This is a genomic window from Acinetobacter sp. BD54 (genome assembly GCF_044778325.1).
Classification (GTDB): domain Bacteria; phylum Pseudomonadota; class Gammaproteobacteria; order Pseudomonadales; family Moraxellaceae; genus Acinetobacter; species Acinetobacter baumannii.
The window spans coordinates 138886-159438 of the sequence record NZ_JANJEP010000004.1 but is presented as its reverse complement, the minus strand read 5'-3'; the positions used below and the strand labels follow the sequence as shown (position 1 = coordinate 159438).

At 41.3% G+C, this 20553-nt stretch carries 6 protein-coding genes and 1 pseudogene; 6 read left to right on the top strand and 1 reads right to left on the bottom strand.

All coding sequences use genetic code 11. The features are described 5' to 3' along the window. Positions 1-347 precede the first annotated feature (347 nt). Positions 348-1018, bottom strand: a pseudogene (locus NQ782_RS08095) (IS3 family transposase); the annotation flags it as partial. Positions 1019-1525: 507 nt separating this feature from the next. On the opposite strand from NQ782_RS08095, the gene NQ782_RS08090 reads away from it, so the two are divergent. From NQ782_RS08090 to NQ782_RS08065, 6 genes are all read left to right on the top strand, one after another. Further along, positions 1526-4204, top strand: a complete 2679-nt coding sequence (locus NQ782_RS08090; protein WP_267581188.1) for a hypothetical protein — start codon at positions 1526-1528, stop codon at positions 4202-4204. Positions 4205-4224: 20 nt separating this feature from the next. Beyond that, on the top strand, positions 4225-6891 hold the full coding sequence (locus NQ782_RS08085; RefSeq protein WP_267581187.1) for an isopeptide-forming domain-containing fimbrial protein: 2667 nt from the start codon (positions 4225-4227) through the stop codon (positions 6889-6891). Continuing rightward, the gene (locus tag NQ782_RS08080; RefSeq protein WP_267581186.1) at positions 6878-10876 is read left to right on the top strand and encodes an SdrD B-like domain-containing protein; all 3999 of its coding nucleotides are present in this window, start codon (positions 6878-6880) and stop codon (positions 10874-10876) included. Before NQ782_RS08085 ends, NQ782_RS08080 begins: the two co-directional genes overlap by 14 nt. A gap of 226 nt (positions 10877-11102) precedes the next feature. Next, entirely contained in the window at positions 11103-11597 is a 495-nt protein-coding gene (locus NQ782_RS08075) for a hypothetical protein (RefSeq protein ID WP_114258854.1), read from the top strand. A 29-nt stretch (positions 11598-11626) separates the two neighbouring features. Continuing rightward, positions 11627-14338, top strand: coding sequence for a DUF11 domain-containing protein (locus tag NQ782_RS08070; RefSeq protein WP_032036538.1), 2712 nt, complete (start codon positions 11627-11629; stop codon positions 14336-14338). Positions 14339-14459: 121 nt separating this feature from the next. Beyond that, complete coding sequence (locus NQ782_RS08065; protein WP_267581185.1) at positions 14460-20552, top strand: SdrD B-like domain-containing protein; 6093 nt, start codon at positions 14460-14462, stop codon at positions 20550-20552. Position 20553 lies beyond the last annotated feature (1 nt).

Here is a 20553-nt window from a genome sequence, read left to right as displayed (position 1 = left end):
CTTGACATCGCCACCGAAGGTTCCCACAGTTCAGCATAAGAGCCTGAATTAGGATCGCGCTGCCTCTACGCCGGACACCGAATGGCCCGTAAGCAGGTAACGGCCAAACTAATCGCGGGGCAACATCCATCCCCGGTTTTGATGTCATTTGAGTACTTTCGACACTTGAACGGCAGTTCACTGTTGTTCGCCTTCCTAATTCTTACCTGACGCCTTTACAACGCCTTTTCCATAACGCTCACGACCGGGACTTTTGATCCAAGCCGCTTATGGTGGTTTGCTACCTGCTCCTGCAAGCCGATAGCGAGGGGCCATACCCTCATCTCTTACGCCGCTTGCTGCGGCACACTAATATCCGTTGTCCAGATCTTATTGGGTTCATTGACCGTAAATTGACGATCCAACAAGTTGGGTGCTGTAGGCAAACGATGGTTTGAATCAGTCGTATGCTTGTATTTACGTGCAATCCTGCTACGTAAACCAAGCTTTTTTAGCATCCTTCCAATAGTACGTTCGCTCATGTTGTAATCTAAATCATGCATGTCATGTACTAATGAAGGTGCCCCCAATCGTGCATGATGCTGCCAATATACGGCTTTTAAGTCATTATATTTCTGTGCTGGATTGGCTTGACGTTTTCGCCAGGCATAATAGCCTGAAGTGCTGACACCTAGGTATTTACAGGCAGAAGATACGGTGACTTCATTCATATCTAGATCTTGAATTACCGTGTACTTTTCTAGGCATGATCTGTTAGAAAGTACACATGCGCTTTTTTTAAGATGTCATTGGCTTCCTTGAGCTGTTTGACTTCTTTCTCTAATTCCAAGATCCGCTGTTGTTCTGGTGAAAGTTGACGTTTGCTTGAACCCACTGGATTGGCTTCACGAATCCATTTGTCTAAAGTTGAATAACCCACACCTAATTTCTGGGCGATTGCAGCTATAGGCTCGTGTGAGTTTGAAAGTGCATAATCAATCGCTTGCTGTTTAAATTCAGGACTAAAACGTTTAGCCATTTCTTGAATCTCCAAAGATTAAAGTTAGGTTATCTTTAGACGGAAGTGCTGTCCATTATTTTGTCTAGGATCAAACAAAACCTAGCCCAATCTTCCATCAAACCTTTCCTTTTTTCCAGATAAGACCCCATAAATAGAAATCTATATTGAGGCAGTTTTTACTTTTGCAGGAGGTCTAATGATTGATATGACATTCTTATGCAGTGAATGTTTGTTTTATGCTTCAAACTGACAGTATTCGTCTAGGTCATTTTCTGTGTTGAAAGAGATAAAATATTTGCTTTTATTGTGATAGGATTCTTCTAAACTTTAACTTAAAATCGAAATTTAATAATAAATAGTGTGTTTTTGGTCTCTGATTTAAAATTAAGTGAGTGTTGGTTGGTTTTTTTGATAAAAACCAATAGACTTGCTACATTTTTGTATGAAAAGTTGGCTTTCTGTAGTATTTTGGTTGAAAAATCATCAACAAGAATTTATTTTTATGATTTTAGTGGGTTATTGGATATGGTAAGTCGATTCAAGGGAAGTGTTATTTCACGAGTTTCTTTTGCCTGCTGTCTTAGTTTATTTATTTTTACTTATAGCCCTGTGGTTTTTGCTCAACCCAAGGCGGGAAGCAGCATTACTAACATAGCGAGTGGTGACTTTTATGATGAGCAAGGCAACTTGCAAGTCATCAACTCCAATCCCGTTATCCTCACAGTTCAGCCTATTTACTCATTGAGCCTGCAAAGCAATCAGCAGAATATCGGAACTATTGGCAGTAAACTCAATTTTCCTCATGTACTCACCAATACGGGAAATATTGCTGATAGCTATAAAATTACACTGAATCAACTTACAAATGACCAGTTTGATCTAGAAAATATCGCAGTTTATGCGGATCGGGATCAAAATGGTGAGCCTGATGACAATAATAATTTACTCAATAATGCAATTCTGAATTTAGAAGCAGGTGAGTCTGTGGCTGTGGTTGTGGTGGGAAGTATTCCAGTCAACAGCATTAGCGCAGGTCATGTTGCAAACTTTACTTTAACTTCAACCAGTCAACTTGATTCAGGTAATGTGTCTGACACTGTCTCAGATGTTGCAAAAGTGGTTGATGATGCGGTTATTCAGGTCACAAAATCTCAAAATATCAGTACAGGTAAAACAGGCACAGAAGTTACCTATACATTTACCTATAACAATACGGGGACTGCACTAGGTCAACTATTTGTCCGTGATACTTTGCCGAGCAGTGTAAGTTACCAAGCTGGAACAGCTATTTGGAATAATGGCGCAAGTACATTAACAGATGTAGATAATGACAATGAAGCAGGCAGTACTGCTGAGTCAGTTATGAACTATAAATATGCGGGTGGTGAGGTGGAATTTAAACTCACAGGCATTACTGCGTTAAGCAAAGGTACATTTAGTTTTAAGGTAAAAGTTAATCCGAATGCAGCGGAAAAAATCAATAACACTGCTAACTATAAACAGTATAAAAATAATACAACTACCTTGTTAAAAGATACATCAACCAATACCGTTATTTTTACAGTTCAGCAAACCTTAGGGGTGATACTGAATAACTCTTCTGTTGGAAATACTGATGGAGGAACGAATGACTTGCTCACCAAATCAAACACATTTACTGGTGCAGCCAAAGAAATCCAGTTTGATAATTATGTTTGGAATACAGGACAGGCGACAGACAGCTATAATTTAAACATTACAAAAAGTGCAAATGTCCCAAGTTGTGCAGTCACACGCTTATACCAGTCCGATGGGCGTACTTTACTGACAGATAGTAATGCTGACGGTATTATTGATACAGGTTCGATGGCAGCAGGCGCATCGAAAAAAATTGTGCTTGGTGTTTATTTCCCTGCCAATTGTGTTACAGCGACTAATGAAATACTAGATTTTGATGTTAAGGCAACTTCAGTTACAGATACAGCAATTACCAATAGTACTCGTAATCGATTAAACAATACCAATACCGCAGGTTCTAGTGACTTGTACAATAATGATAGTTCAGGAACTGGTATAGGTGCTGTTACATCACCTGGTGGACAGGCATGGGTAAATAAATCAGCAGTTAGGGGTGGAACAGCCGTATTTCCTTTGGTTGTAGAGAATAAGAGTACGGTAACGAATAGCTATAATTTATATGCTTCGGTTGCTGAAATTGATGTCAATAATATCAGTACCAGTTTGCCTGCCCAGTGGATAGTGAAATTCTATGATACGAGTGATGATTGCCAAAGCCTAGGAAATGTAATCAGCAGTACTGGCAATGTAGCAGCGGGTGCAACCAAAAAATATTGTGCTGTTGTCACTGTTCCCACTAATACAGACTTGGCTAATCTTCCTATTTGGTTTGCGATAAAATCCCCAATGAATGCACAGGCGGATAGTATTAAGGACCAAGTTGATATTATCCAGAGACAAATGACACTGGCAAATGATCGGCAGGGTCGGGTCAATATTGGTGGGACAGTTGTCTATTTACATACCTTAAAGAATACAGGGACTGTGGTTGAGGGGAATGCAGCAGGCCAGATCACGTTTAGTGTTATTCCGCAAAACCCAAATGATACCTTTACTTATACTTTGTATCATGATGCCAATAATAATGGCGTGATTGATGCAACTGATCCACTCATTAATGACTTATCTACGGTTACGGGTGGTTTAGCGCCGCAAGCTTCAATTCAACTTCTCTTAAAAGTCCAGGCACCAACAACGGCAACCAATGGTATGTCTAGTGTGGCGAATATTGTGGTGAAAGCAAACAATACCATTCAGGGGCTGGCCTTGGCTGATATACAAAATACTGATTTAACTACAGTTGATCCAACACAACTACGCCTAACAAAAGAACAAACTAAAGATGAAAATTGTGCCTTAACGTCGGTAACTGTAATAAATGCAGTGTATGGAAGTACGCCGCTTCAAGTAAAACCAAATCAGTGTGTGACTTACCGTTTAACCCTTAAAAATGAAGGGGCAACTTCTGCCAGTAATGTCGTAATCAATGACGTTGTGCCTGCTTATAGCAATTTACGTACAGGTTTACCTCCTTCAATCACGCAGGGGACAGTGACTGTAAATACAGATCAAATTGCAGGAAATGTGGGTACGCTTGCACCGCAGGGGCAGGCTGCCATGTATTTCTCCATTCGGGTAAGCCCATAAAACAGAGCGGATATTAGAGCATGAAGATGATCAATACACTAAATAATAACCGCCCAAAACTGTTTAATTGGGTCTTGACCTTGCTGTGCGTGTTGATGGTCCAGCAATCGGCCTGGGCTGCAACCAACTCGATCATCAGTAACATGGCAGTTGGTGAATATAGCGAAGAGGGCTCAACGGTTGTACAGGTGGCGCGTTCAAATCTTGTCCAAACCACGATTTTGCCTGTGTACTCATTAAATTTGGTGGCAGCCAATAACAAAACAGTAGTGGCGGGACAGACAGTTTATTTTAACCATATCTTAACCAACACCAGTAATGAGACAGATCAATATACTTTCACTGTAAGCAATAATCCCACTGGTGATGATTTTGATTTTGTGAATAGTAGCCTGATGGTTTATCTGGATGCCAATAATGATGGTATTCCCGATGGATCAGCGATTACAGGTTATACATTGGGTGCAGGTCAGTCAGTTGGACTAATTGTTGCAGCAAGCATACCGAATACGATTACCACAGGAAAAGTTGCAAATTTAACTTTGATGGTGACATCTGCGAATGGCGCGAGTGGAACAAATAGCAATGTTGACAAGGCAACTGTAACTGACCAGTCAACTCTGGTGGTGCGTAAAAAATTCTCTCAAATCACTGCTGCAAATGGTGATGTGGTCACCATACGTCTGGATTATCAAAATCCAACAAACACAATTGTACCAACGGCAACCTTGACTGACACGTTAGGAAGCAATTTAACCTATGAAGTAAATACTGGTAAATGGAATGGCGTAACTGTATATGATGCAGTGGGGGGAACAGCCGATCCAACAGGAATTAATTATAGTGTCACCTCGAATGTTGTTACCGCAACCCTAACCAATATTCCAGCGAATACGATTGGCTATATCGAATTTAATGTAAAAATTAATAAAAGCATTGCAGGGAAAATTGAGAACGTCATTAATGTAACAGGGCCAACGACAGACACAAGTAATACAGCAGTTGTAAATGTTGCTCCAGTCTATGCTGTCAAAATGAATGGTAGTGCAAGCAACGTCAGTGATAATACCAATACCATTACGGCCAGTGCGGTTCCCCAGGGTGGTGAACTTAAATTTACCAACTATGTCTGGAATATAGGGAATACCACAGATCGTTTTAACCTCACTTTAACTAACAGTACATTTCCGACAGGTAGCCAAATTGAATTTTATCGTGCAGATGGCGTAACCCCTTTATTAGATAGCAATGGAGATGGTATTCCTGATACAGGTTTATTATCCGCAGGCGTAAATTTACCAATCGTTGTTAAAGTACGTTTACCTAGTAGTTATGCTGTAACGACTGATACGACATTCGAAGTTTCACCTCAAGCTCAGTCTTTAGGTGATATTAGCAAAACGAGTTTGATTAAAGATCAGGGTAATTTACTTGCCACAACGGTAGCACGTTTAGTTGATTTGACGAATAGTCCTGAAAACAATGGTTTGGGTAATGGGAATGTTAATAATGCTGGTAATCCGTGGAAAACCGTGATTGCCGCAACAAGTACCAATCCTGTTGCGAGTGGGCAAGCAATATTTCCATTAAAAGTGAGCCATACTGGTATTGGAACTGAATATTTACTTAGTGCGAACTCGACGAGTAATTTTACAAGCTTAACTTTGCCTAATGGCGTGAACCGTGTTCGTTTTTATGTTTCTGGAAATGGTTCAAACTGTAATGTCATGGGTAGCGAAACAGGTAAAACCATCTATCTGAATAATGGTGAGAGTCAGTTAATCTGTGCTGTTGTTGAAGTGGATCAATTGAACAGTAGTGTAACTACACCGATCTATTTCCGCGCTCTTTCTACAAGTTTTGTAAGTGGTAATAATAGTAGTAATCCGAGCCAAGATATTATTATGGATGCGATTACTATTCAAAGTGTCAATTCTGTAGCTAAAGTAGAATTCACGCCAAATTTTCGTGGACAAGTCTCGCCATTAGGCACCGTCATTTATAGTCATCTTTTAACCAATAATACTGATGTTGATTATACAGGTAACTATAGTTTTCTTTCGAATAACGATCAGGTTGAGTTTAACAGCACTCTTTTCTATGACGTAAATGGAAATGGTGTTTTTGATGCTGGGGATTTGGTGATGAGAAGTTTAGCTGACTTGCCAGGTGGAAAATTAGCAGCACATACACAAGTCAAATTATTGCTTCAGGTTAAAAATCTTGTAGCAAATAATATTGCCCAAGCGAATACCACCACGATTAATTTAACGAATAATGCCAATGGTCAAGTTTTGGCATCAATTACTGATGTAACTACAGTGAATCAGAGACAATTGAAGTTGAGTAAGTTGCAAGCACGTGATTTTGATTGTAATGGCACAGCTGATGAGTCCTATACAACAAATAGTCTCAATATCGGTAAACAAGCAAATGGCCAAGGTCAATGTGTTTTGTATAAGGTGATTTTAACCAATACAAGTGCTACTGCTATGAGTACTGCATTTACCTTTAGAGACATGACGCCTGCCTATACAGTTTTATCTCAATCGCCTATCTGCACATCATGTAGTAGTATGACGGCTCCTACAGTTGGTAATGCTGGCGCGGTTTCAGGAACATTAAATAGTGTGGCTGCAAACCAAAGTTATGAATTTAATTTCGGGGTGCGCTATGTGGGTCAGTAAGCAAAAAATGAAAAAGAATACCTCTAATTACAGCATGATGAATCATAAAGTTAGTTATATATATACTTTGGTTTTGTTTATCTTAAGTTGTTTGATGTGTAGCCAAAATGTATTGGCTGCACCGCCAACGATTGAGATTTTTTCAGGCTCAGGGTCTGGGCAGGGTCCAACAGCAGGGCCAGTTGTAACAACATTTAAGTTAAATGCCAACAATCCAAGTGATAACAATTATGTTGATTATGCGCCGCTTACTACTGCTACATATACGATAACCAATTCCGCTTTTAATTCGGCGTCTTATCAAGGATCTATTACTAATAGACCTAATTTAATGATAGGTGGTGCGGGCACAGCTGCAACAGTAGAAGCAACCAATGTAATTCAACCCTTAGTATCGATTGGCAGTGGGCAAGATAATATGTTCGCTGCCTCATTACAAAACGCTCCAACTGGATGTACAAATGGCTCTGGGTGTTATAGTACCAATGGTGGTATTAGAGCAGGCAGCAGTTCATCTGATACTACTGCCAATTATGGCGTAGCAATGTTTATCAAGGCTACAGGTTTTGCAGCATTGAATGTATCGACTACAAACAGAGTTTATGTTGGTAGGGTTCAGGTTAATTTTAATAGACCTGTAACTAATCCTATATTGCAGGCAGCAGGGATGGGGGGGGCTGTTGTAGGCGGTTTAGGTTATAGTGCAGAATTTACATTGGTTAGTAGTAATTTAAGTTCACTACCAGTGCTTAGTCGCTTAGCTGGTAGTAAAGAATTATCAGTGATTGGTAATGATATTACGAATAATGCATCTAGAAAGGGTGCAACAAGTGATCAAGGTGGAGCAAGCGGTAGTATTTATATTAAAGGTAAAGGAATTACAACTTTAGTTTTTGATATGTATATACGAGGTGATGGTAGAGGTACCTGGATAGATAGCGCCGCTGATTCATTCTTTTTTGGTATCTCAAGTATGGACGTTGATAGCGACATCGCTCTAGTTAAAGCTCAACGTGTAGGCAACACAGGAACATTCGTACGGACACAATTGGATAATGTTCCTGTTAATTCATTGATGCAATATCAATTAACTATTACCAATAATACGCCATCAGGTGCAACATTGGGTGGGACAGTTGTAAATTTACCTTTTAATGACACACTCCCAGTCAGTTTAAAAAATGTTTCTATTGTCGGAACACCAGCTACGACACAAGGTACAGGAGGTTCAAGCCCTGTTACTACTTCCTGTACTCCTACATTAACAGGCGATAATACCGCAGGCTGGAAAGTTTCGGGACTGTTTACAGGTGCAACAACAGCAACCTGTATAATCACGATTCAGGGTACAGCAACCGAAGTAGGTACGTTAACCAATACAGCAACAATAGAGTCAACCTCATCATATACGCCAGTGAGTAGTTTTGTTAATGCCGTGATCGTTAACCCAACAGCAATTACACCAGACCCAGTTATCAAAGAAGCTCGTTTTACAATTACTCCTGATTTACCCACGATTGTACGAGGACGAGTTGGTACACAAACCATCAATATTAAAAATGAAGGGCCAGATAGTGCTACCAATCCAAAAGCAACCTATGTTGCAGCACCACAAACAGGAGTTAACGTCAGTTCTGTAAGTGTGATAGGTGGTTCAGCCTGTGTACCAAGTGGCAATAACTGGAATTGTGACCTTGGTAGTAGTATGGCAAATGGTGCAACGAAGCAATTATTGGTTACTTACGCCACGATGAGTAATGCGGTACTAGGAACTGCACAACAGGCAACAGTTAAAGCTTATAGTGATGAATTTAACCCAGGTAGCGGTGTTAGTGAAACACTCTATAAAGTTTGGGGAACAAATGCACAAAATGAATATCGTCCAAATGGTGCCTTTTGGGTAGGCTATACGGGAACAGGTGGTACAACGCAAAGTGGAGCTTATTCAGATGATAGTACTTCGATATTAGGTGCTTGGCCTACAATACAATCTAGTCCTACAGGTGCTTATCTGATTTCAGGAGGAAATAGCGTACGGGACTCTGTGTATGGTGCATCAAGTACCTCAGCTTCAGCCATGATCCAGCGAATTATTGCGAACATGAGTACAGATTCAGATCGTTCTGTTACATTGAATTTACTAAATAAGCCAACAGATAATGGTGATCTTGGTGATAACCGCCGAGCGTGGGAATTTACCACAGGAATTTATGTAGATAATCCTTCAACCGTTTCAGTCTGTTTAGGAAATGCAGGTGTGGGGGTGGATGATGGAGCTTATATCATGGTTGATGGTGTTGTTGCTGGTTCCATGAATACTTATAGTGGTAGTGGTCTTCAAACAGTAACAACGTCAAATACTCTTTCTACAGGTTATCACCGAATTGTTTATCGTATTGCTAACCGTAATGTGTATGCTGGAGACAGTGAATGGTCAGCAGGTGGTTATGGTTCAATTGGTTTGTCGCTCAGTGGGAATTGTTCTACTGCTAACTATGATTCAATAACAAGTACAGGTGTTCCTGCACGTATCAATATTATAGATGGTGCAAAAATTAAGATTGCTAAAAACTCTGTGAATGGGACGGGTACATTTAACTATATTAATCTTAGCAATCTTGTAAATAGTACAACAGCAGTTACCACGGATTCTGTAACTACGGTGACAGCAGGAACCACAGCAACCTCTGCACAACAGCTTTGGGCGCAAACATTAAATACAGATGTTTCTTTTACAGAAAGTGCTTTAGCTGGATATGTCTTATCAGGTGTTAGCTGTGTAGATGCAAATAGCGGTGTAACAGGAAATACAGGTACTTTTTGGACGCGTGTGAATAATATTGTGACGATTCCCGCTGTTCGCATAAAAGAGGGCGCCGATATTACTTGTACGTTTACAAATACGAAGCTTATTTACGTTGATATTACTGGACGAGTATTTGTTGATAATAGTGGAACAACGCTGGATGTGAGTAAAGCATATAATGGCATACAAGATGCAGGTGAAGTTGGGATTGCAAATAGTACAATTCGTTTGAATAACTGTAGTACTACACAATTAGCTTCAACAGTGACAAGTGCAAATGGTGATTATGCTTTCTCAATTGAACAAAGCTTATTACCATCATCATTTTGTATTGTTCAGCAGAATTTACCTGAATATATTTCTGTCAGTGCCGATAGTATAACGGTAGCAAACACAAGTGCGACCAGCTATCCAAACAATAACTTTGCCGATGTTAAACTCAATGTACTTCTAACAGAAGATGGACAACATACCATTACCGCAGGTGAAGTGACTGATTATCCACACCGTTTAAGTACCCAGGCCCCTGTTTGGGTAACAAAGTTGGAACAAACCCAATCAAACTCAAACAATGATCAACCTTGGCAGGCATTGGTTTACCAAGACACCAACTGTAACGGTACCGTTGATACAGGTGAAACAGTGTTTGATCCAACAGCCTCAGGTACTGTGTTGTTGCAACCAAACACTGATATCTGTCTTGTACAACGTGTATTTGCACCGACCAATATTTTTGCTGGTGCACAGCATATTGGAACGCTACAGGCAAGCTATGCTGTGAGTGCATTAAACCTCACAGACCAGAAAACCCAACAACGTCAGGATGTGACACTTATTGGCAGTGCAGGATTAACACTGACAAAAAAAGTACGTGCAGTAACCAGCTGTTCTTCAACTCCATCTGATTCTTTAGGCTTTTTAGTGAATAACGAAGCCACAAAACAGCAAAATCTGGAGTATGAGATCACCTATAAAAATAATAGTGTGAAGAACCTACAGAATGTCAAAGTAAAAGATAGTTTACCAACTGGTACTAATTTTGGCAGTCTAAGTTGCGGCCTAACACCAAGTGGAAATACTTGTAATGCAACACGTTCTGGAGAAGTTCTTGAATGGACTTTAACAGGTTTGCTAAAACCATCAGCCACAGGAACTTTAAGATTTTGTGTTAGTCAGTAAACAGAACCTATCACAGATCGGTAGGTTGAAAAACGTGCAAAGGGCTTCGGTGAGGAAAGATGGTATGGAAGTTGCTTTGGCTTGATGTAATGTAATTTTTTTTGTAAAAGTGTGAAGTAAATTAAATAAATTTGTTGATTATTGATATATTTTCATAAAAAATGGTTAACTTTTTTTGGATGGTAAATGTAATGTTCAAAAATAAAAAAAGACGAGGAATAATTGAATGTCGTATTTGAACAATATGTACAAGAAATGTTTGCTTGGTACTGCGGTTCTTGTTTTGGCTGGAAGTGTATTCGCTGAGCCTAAAACGACAAAAGAGCCCGTTTCAGTAGAACTCAAAACTTTCCTGATCAGTGCAGGCACTGATGGGAAACCAACCTCAAAGCTGGTGACCAAGGTAAAACCCAATGATGTGATTGAGTATCGGGCAACCTATACCAATAACACCACTGCGAAAATCAAGAATCTGGCTGCGACTTTACCGATACCTGTAGAAACACAATTTTTGGCAAAGTCTCAGCCAGAAAATGCTGAAGCAAGTACTGATGGTACACATTTTGCCCCAATGCCTTTAAAACGCAAAGAGAGTAATCAAATGGTGAATGTACCACTGAAAGATTATCGTGCATTGCGTTGGACCATTGAGGAACTTCCTGCTGGAAAGTCTGTGACGGTTTCTGCTCAAACACGTGTAAATAGTGAAAAAACTAACTAATTGGCATTTTACATATAAGGGGTAAAATAATGTCAAACCGTCTACAACTCACACAGCTAGCGGCTTCTATTGCTTTGGTTGCAGGTAGCGCAGCTTTCATTTCATCTGCACATGCCGCTGCACCAGCCGCTGGTACAAATATCAGTAACATTGCATCTGCAAGCTATACTGATAGCACAGGAAACACTAAAACTGTATCTTCAAATATTGTGACCACCACAGTATTGCCAGTTGCAAGTTTCACGTTGATTGCTGACCGAACAGCAAATGCCAATGCCAACAACCAGGTTTCTTTATCACACACCTTAACCAACACGGGTAACGGTAGTGATACGTTCACGGTAAATGTGGCGGATGTTACCTCTGGTGACCAATATGACTTCAGTAATTTAAAAGTTTATCTTGATGCCAATAAGGATGGTGTTCCTGATAGCCAGACTCCTGTAACAAGTGTTACCTTGGCAGCAGGTGAGTCGGTGAACTTAATTGTTCAGGCAACCACTCCAACAACTGGTGCAGGTGGTGCTGCACTTTCTGCTGGTGATTTGGGTAAATTAACCATCACTGCACAAAGTACTTTAGACAATACACTCACAGCAACAAATACAGACACCGTTAAAATTACCAACGGTGCAGTGATTAGTGTGATTAAATCTGCCAGCGTAACGGCGATTGATGCGACCCAAGCTAGTCCAACCGCTCGTGAAGTTGAATATAAGTTGGTTTACCAAAACACAGGTAACACAACAGCAACTGATGTTACAGTTACGGACTTGTTACCTGCTGGTTTAACTTATGTTGCTAATTCTGCAAAACTTGCTGGCGTGGCACAAACTGATGGTGTTGATGCTGATGGTTATAAGTTTGTTGAAACCACTTCAGGATCAGGTAAAGGTACTGTAACCTTAACGATTCCAACTCTAGCACCGAACACTACAGGTACATTAACCTTTAAGGTTCGCGTAGATCAAAATACACCAGCAGGCGTGATCAGGAACACTGCATATGTTGACCCAGATGGTCCATCAGGTCCAGAAGGGGATACGCCGTCTAACCCGAATGACGTAAATATCTTAAGCATCAAAAAAGGTACAATCAATGATAACCAAAATGATGCTTACGCAGATGCGGAAAAAACTTCTGCAACCGCAAAAGATAACCAAATTGTCATTGCTTCAATCAAGCAAGGTGAAGTTGCTGAATTTAGCGCCACTGGTCAAGGTGGTGAACCAATCGTTATTCATAACACGGGTAATGTGAGTGAAGAATTTACAGTAAGTGTTGATAAAGGTACGGATGGGGCAGGTGGTTTACCAGCAGGCAGTATTGTTACCTTATATCAAGCTGATGGTGTAACACCATTTATTTCAACAGGCTCTATCCCAAGTGGTGGTACGTATAACCTTGTTGCAAAAGTAACATTACCTGCAAGTTATTCAACATCATCTGCTATTAAAGCCATTTTAACCACAAGTCCTAAGTCTGATGCAACCAAGACAGATAAATTGGACTTGGTAATTAGTCAGGTAACGCCTGCAACAGTTGACTTACATAATGGTGATGCTTCAAATACTACTGGTTCAGTGGCTGGCGCATCTGGTAAAGATACTGGTTTAGATATTGACGTTCGTAGCACTAAACCGAATCAGGCTGTGAATTTCCCACTTCAAATTGATAATTCTGGTGTAACAGGTGATAACTTCAATCTAGGTATTGATCCTGCACACGCATTACCAGCAGGCTGGGATGTCAAATTCTATGTGGCTGATGGTAGTGGCAACCCAACAGGCGCACCATTAACCAATACAGGTAATATTAATGGTGGCAGCAATATTAAACTTGTTGCTGTGGTAACGCCTCCTGCCAATGCGCCAGCTGGTGACCAACAAGTTTACTTCAAGGTTTCTTCGCCAGCGACAGGCTTAAGCGATGTGATGGTGGACAAGGTTACAGTTCAGGCAGATCGTAAGTTAAGCCTGCAAAATGACCGTATTGGTCAGGTTGCACCAGGTGGTACCGTTGTTTATAAACATACCTTAACCAATACAGGTAACATTGATGAAGGTGCAACAACAGGTAGCTTGCCATTTACCTTGACCAACGATCAGTCTGGTAATGGATGGGTAACAAGCTTGTTTATCGATGTGAATAACGACGGTAACATTGATGCAGCCGATACCTTGGTTACAGGTAATGATTTAGCAGCGCTAACAGGGTCGATTGCACGTAATGCTTCTGTGAATTTCCTCATCAAGGTTCAAGCGCCAAGCAATGCAACCCCTGGAACACCAAGTTCAGTTATCTTCACCATTAACCCAGCAACTGTAGGTACTATTACACACGCAAGTATTTCTAATACTGACTTAACCACAGTGACTGAAGGTCAGGTGCGTCTGGTTAAGGATCAGGCTCTGGTTGATTGTACAACGGGTACAGGTGCAACTTATACACAGAATACTGTTAGTGCAAAACCAGGCGAATGTGTGAAATACCGTATTGTCGCGACTAACGAAGGTAATGCAACCGTAACCAATGTCGTGATTAGCGATAATACGCCGTCATACACTACCTTGAAAGCAATCTCTGGTGTGTCTCCACTTGCAACAAGTGCAACATTGCAGAACACAGGAAACTATGTTGATGGCTATACAGGTACTGTTTCAGCAGAACAGTCGCCTTTAGCACCAAATGCAAGTGCGACATTAGAGTTTGTGATTAAAGTGAATCCACTTACACCATAAGCTTTATTCATTCACTTGAAATGAAAACAAATAATTAGAGATGTGAACATTTGCCTAGGCAGGTGTTCATCTCAAATAAATTTTTGAATTTTTTAGACTATTTAGTTGAAGGGTAAGCGCTGTGCTACAACAGAAGCAATCTAACGCATTCCATAACATGACATTCATGTTATCAACGTTGACAGTATCAATATTGTCAGCGCAGTACGGTTATGCAGCGAATATGCCTGAAGTGGGTAGCTCTATCCAAAATATCGCCTATGCAACTTATGTTGCACCCGATGGTAAATCCCAACAATCAGTTTCAAATACCGTAGAAATCAATGTTTCTGCTCTTTACGCAATTGCTTTAACTACTCCACCAGTTCAGGAAATTGAACCAAGTACCCGTGTTATTTGGGCAAATACCTTAGTCAACAATAGTAATGCGCCTGTCAATGTACAACTAGAAGCGTTAACAATAAATGAACTAAGCAACGTTAAAATTTATGTAGATACCAATAAAAACGGTCAATTCGACACCGATGATCAACAACTGACAACCAATGTTGCCTTGGCGGTAGGCCAGAGCGTTCATTTGTGGGTAGTTGCAACAGCAAGTGCCACATTGACTGAAAGTCAGCAGTTAAATTTACCGTTAAAAGCAACACTTGTTGAGGATAATAGTGTAATAGCAACGGCTATAGATAGTGCCATCAGCTATGGACCACAACTGGTTGCAACCAAAGAGGTTGTCCAGAAAACTTTTGAGCCATCAGCGAATGCCAACTATGATCTTAACTATACCTTGGCCATCACCAATCAAGGGGAAAAAGCGGCAAGACCAGTGGATGTGATGATCGATGGTCAGGCACAGAAAATGGTGCTTTTAGTTGATGATCTGCCTGCCAACACAATATTCAAGTCTGCACAGTTAAAAAATACGCAGGCCAAGGTTTTGTATAAGCAAACAGGCAATAACTATACAACGATCTTGCCAAGTGATTTAAGCAAGGTTGATCAATTGGTGGTTGGCTTTCCACAAATTGAGGCTAATACAACTGAACAAGTCGATCTTACGGTTACAATGAATCGTAATATTGCCAAAACAACGGTTAAAAATACCTATAAAGTTTCGTATGCAACCACAAATAGCCAAAAAGAGGTATTGTCTAATCCTGCTTTCACCGTGGTAGGTGGTCTTGCAGTGATTAATAATAAATCTGGTGATTTCCAAAATGTCTTGACTACAGGCAGTGTGAATAAACCACTTTATCTTGAAGCGCAAAATGCCAGCTGTAATGCAGACCGTTATACTGCCGACAAGGTGAAAATTAAGATTAAATCAGCCAAGACAGGTGATCTTGAAGAAGTCATTGGGGTAGAAACTGGGCCGAATACAGGCGTATTCCATTACACGCTACCAACCGCATTTGCAGATGAAGGTATTGCTTATGATTCATTATTACAAACTGTCAAACGCGATCAAGTACAAGTTAGCCTGACGGACTGTCTGGATGCACAGGGTAATTCAACCCAGACATTTACCAATATTAGTACTCAGGTGCTTATTGACCCATATGGCACAGTGTTTGATGCCAAGACAGGTTTACCTGTGGCGGGAGCAACGGTCACTTTATTAGACCAGAATGGTCAGCCAATTGCGGACAATATTGCATACAAACTTGATGAGCAGACTGGAGAGCTGGTTACAATTCCAGCCAAGCAGATCACCAATAGCGAGGGTAAATTTATTTATCCCCTTGTTAAAGCAGGAACCTACAGTTTTGTTGTGGATACAACCACAATTCCTGGAAATACACGTTATAGCTTTGTCAGTGATAAATCTGTTTATCCAAGTTTCCCTGCGGATAAGGCTGTTGATCTGGAATGGTCTTATGCTGGCAAATTCACCTTAAATAATGGTGATCCAGCACTCAATATTGATATTCCAATTGATCCTGATTTGACTGTACCAACCTCGCCGTTATTTGTACAAAAGGTTGCGACCAATAAAAACTCGGAAATCGGTGAGTTTGAAGAATATACCGTGACGGTTGCCAATCGTGGCACGGTGGATTCCAAAGATGTTTCGATTACTGATACCTTGCCTAGAGGCTTTATCTATGTTCAGGGTTCTATGCGTATCGATGGCACCAAGGTTGCTGACCCATTAGGTGGAAAAGGTCCTTATTTGAAACTTGGTTTAGGTACACTGACTCCAAGTAAGGAAGTTAAGGTTCAGTATCGCGTCTATATTGGTCCAAATGCCTTGAATGGTGATGGCATTAACCGTGTTCGGGCAAAAGATGGTCAGGGAATCGAATCAAACGAAGCATCTGCAAAAGTAGAAGTAACTCCTGGCGCAATGATCTCTGATGGCTTTATTGTTGGTAAGATTTTTACTGACTGTAACCGTAATGGGGTACAGGATGCAGGTGAAGTCGGTGTGCCAGGTGTGCGTATTTACCTTGAAGATGGTAGCTATGTGGTGACTGACAGTGAAGGTAAATATGATTTTTATGGGATCAGTGCCAAAACCCACGTTCTAAAGGTTGACCGTACCAGTTTGCCAGTTGATTCTGAGTTGGTGTTAATTGGCAATCGTCAGGCAGGTGATCCAAATAGCCGTTTTGTGGATTTAAAACGTGGTGAACTACATCGTGCCGATTTTGCAATTGCCAATGGTACAGGACAATGTTCGCAAGCCTTATTGCAACAAATCGCAGAACGTAAAAAACGCATTGAACAGGACAACACCAATTTAGAACAGGTGTTACGTTCAGACCTTACCATTGATCCAGTTTTTTCCAAGATTACCGATGTTAAAGGTCAGCCAGCAAGTGGTTGTATCTCGGCACAGGGAATCAGGGCCAATTGTAACCTTGATTTTTCCAAGGAACAGGCTAAGGAACTGAAAGAGGTTACTTTTGAACCAGAAAAATCTGGCGTTGCTTCTTCAGTTGCCTTGCCACTGACTGAAACATTGGCAGCAACTGAGAGTGTGCCAGCCGAATCCACGCAAGCGGCGAAAATGCTTAGTCTGGAAACAGTGCTGGAAAATGCTGCCAATAATCAGCTCGAAATTATCAACTTAAAAGATGGGCAACTTCTTGGTTATGCCCAAACAGCGGTTCAGGTTAAGGGTGCTGCTGGCACAGAACTACAACTGTGGGTAAATGGCACACAGGTTTCTGAGAAACGCATTGGTAAACGTGCAATATTGCCTGACTTGCAGGTTGCAGGTCTGGATTTTATCGGTGTCGATCTTGCTGTGGGTAAGAACAGTATAGAAGTTCGTCAAGTCGACATGATGGGCAATATTCGCGATACCAAACAGGTTAATGTGGTTGTGCCTGACCAAATGGATAAGCTGTTACTTGAGTCAGCCAAAGTACAACCGCAAGCCAACGGTCGTGATTATTTCAATGTAACCATGAAAATTGTTGACCGTAATGGCACATTGGTTTCTACCAGAACTCCAGTTACGCTCGACAGCTCGATTGGTAAAATTGAGTTGACTGACCTGGACCCGAAACAACCTGGTATTCAGGTGTTTGTTGAGGGCGGTACACTTGTTGTGCCAATAAAGGCGCCAATTGAGGCGGGTGAAGGAACGCTGTCGGTTGAAAGTGGTATTTTTCATAGCAGTACACCAATACGTTTCTTACCTGATTTACGTCCGATCATTGCAGTTGGTTTGGTAGAAGGATCAATTAACTTTAAGAAATTTGACCCGAAACAGTTAAGCAATGTCGGTTCGCAGGATGGGTTTGAGGAAGAACTGCAAGAGATTTCATCATCGGACAATGGCAAAAGCAATGTCACAGGGCGTGCAGCCATGTTCCTGAAAGGGAAAGTCAAGGGTGAATATTTACTGACCCTTGCCTATGATTCTGACAAGGATAAAAACCAGCGCTTGTTCCGTGATATTCGTCCAGATGAATATTATCCAGTTTATGGTGACTCGGCGGCGAAAGGTTTTGATGCACAAACAACCAGTAAGCTCTACGTGCGTGTGGATAAAGGCCGTTCTTATGCCATGTATGGTGATTATGTCACACGTACTGAAAATGATGAGGGCCTGGCTTTAGGTCAATATAGCCGTTCATTAACAGGTGTTCGTGGGGCTGTCGAAACAGATCGCTATAAAGTCACGGCCTTTGCTGCGCAGACCAATACGCAACAGGTGACCAATGAACAGCGTGCTATGGGGATTTCAGGTCCGTATAGCATGGGTAATGTCAATACCGATGATGTGCTTGCCAACAGTGAAAAAGTTGAGGTGGTGACCCGTGACCGCGATAATCCAGGCCTGATCATTTCGCGTAGTACTTTGGCACGTTTTACTGATTATGAAGTGGATACCTTTAGCAACAGCATTTACTTAAAAGATCCTGTACCAAGTGTCGATGCTGACCTGAATCCAGTCTATCTACGTATTACAGTGGAATCTGAGCAGGGTGGGGATGAATACACGGTTGGTGGTGTGTCTGGTTCTGTAAAAGTCACAGATAAAGCCAAAGTAGGTGGTTCTTATGTGAAGAGTAATAATCCACTAACGCAGGACCAGTTGGCCAGTGTCAATACCGTGGTGAAATTTGCCGACAAGGGTAAATTGATTGCTGAGTTTGCCCGTTCTGAAAATATCAATGACGGTTTAAACTCTTTAACACAGATTAACACCACACCAGATGCAACTGGTAAATTATCGGGTAATGCTGCACGAGTTGAATTAAACTATTCTTATAAAGACTTGGAAATGAAAGTTTATCATAACCAAGCTGATAGAGAATTTTATAATACAGCGGCACCAATCACCGCTGGACGTAAGGAAAGTGGTATAAAAGGGCGTGCGCAACTGGGTAAGATCGGTTTGGCAAAACTGGAGGCCATCCGTACTGAAGATTTGCAAAGTGGTGTCAATCAGGGTGTTTCTGCCAGTATTGAACGTGCGATCAGCCGTATTGTGGCAGTTGAGCTGGGCCTGAAATATTATGATGAGTCTGAGAATCCAGCACTGTTGGGGGCTTCACAAACAGCGCCGTATCATGGTTTAACCGCACGTACAAAAATCACCACACAGCTTCCTTGGCAGGGTTCAAATGTTTTTGCTGAATATGAGCAGGATGTTTCCGAAGCTGAGCGTCGTAATTTTGCCTTGGGTGCGAATTACCAGATTAATTCAAAACTACGTGCCTATGGTCGCCATGAGTTGGTGTCCAGTATTCAGGGACTGTATGACCTAAATAACAATCAGCGTCGTAATGTCACAGTGTTTGGTCTGGACAGTAAATATAACAATAACGGTACGGCATTTAGTGAATATCGTGTTCGCGATGGCATCAGTGCGCGCGAAGCTGAAGCTGCAATCGGTTTACGTAACCGTTGGGAACTGGAAAAAGGCTTCTATGCAACCACCAGTTTTGAACAGGTGAAGTCATTGTCAAAAGCAGATACCGATAACCAAAATTCCGATAACACTGCTGCATCTTTAGGTGTGGAATATCTGGCCAATCCAAACTGGAAAGCTGTTGCGAGAATTGAAGCACGTTGGGCTGACCAGTCTGACACCATCCTGAATAATCTGGGGATTGCCTACAAATATTCCAATGACGTGACTTTATTGGCGAAAAATGTAGTTAGCCTGACTGATAGTAAGAATGAAAACAGTGGTGATCGCCTGGTTGATCGTTTCCAGGTGGGGGCTGCCTACCGTGACACTGAGCACAATCGTTTTGATGCGCTGACCAAGGTGGAATACCGCTATGACAGTAACAAGTCAGATTTAAATAATCCATACTTAAAGCATGTCTATATTTTTTCAAATCACTTGAATTATCATCCAAGTCGCGATATTACCCTTTCAGGCCAATATGCAGTTAAAAATGTGGACACAACGTTCTCTGGTTTGGAGTCAAGTGGTATGACACATATGCTCAGTGGTCGGGCAATGTATGACATCAATGAACGTTGGGATGCGGGTATTCATACAGGCGTGTTATGGTCGAACATGAGTTCGGGCCGCCGTGTTTTGGTTGGGGGGGAAGTGGGCTATTTGCTGGCTGCAAACCTCTGGTTATCAGGTGGTTATAACTTCTCTGGCTATAAAGATGATGATCTGGTGGATAGTGACACAACTCTTCAGGGCGCATATGTACGCTTTAGATTCAAGTTTGATGAGAACCTGTTTTCTCGCAACAATTCTACCGTGAACGCTTCAAGAGAACCATAAA

Bases quoted from the DNA above. Each gene is read 5' to 3' on its own strand.
- NQ782_RS08080 (WP_267581186.1), top strand. From the start codon at position 6,878: ATGTGGGTCAGTAAGCAAAAAATGAAAAAGAATACCTCTAATTACAGC.
- NQ782_RS08075 (WP_114258854.1), top strand. From the start codon at position 11,103: ATGTCGTATTTGAACAATATGTACAAGAAATGTTTGCTTGGTACTGCG.
- NQ782_RS08070 (WP_032036538.1), top strand. From the start codon at position 11,627: ATGTCAAACCGTCTACAACTCACACAGCTAGCGGCTTCTATTGCTTTG.
- NQ782_RS08090 (WP_267581188.1), top strand. From the start codon at position 1,526: ATGGTAAGTCGATTCAAGGGAAGTGTTATTTCACGAGTTTCTTTTGCC.
- NQ782_RS08085 (WP_267581187.1), top strand. From the start codon at position 4,225: ATGAAGATGATCAATACACTAAATAATAACCGCCCAAAACTGTTTAAT.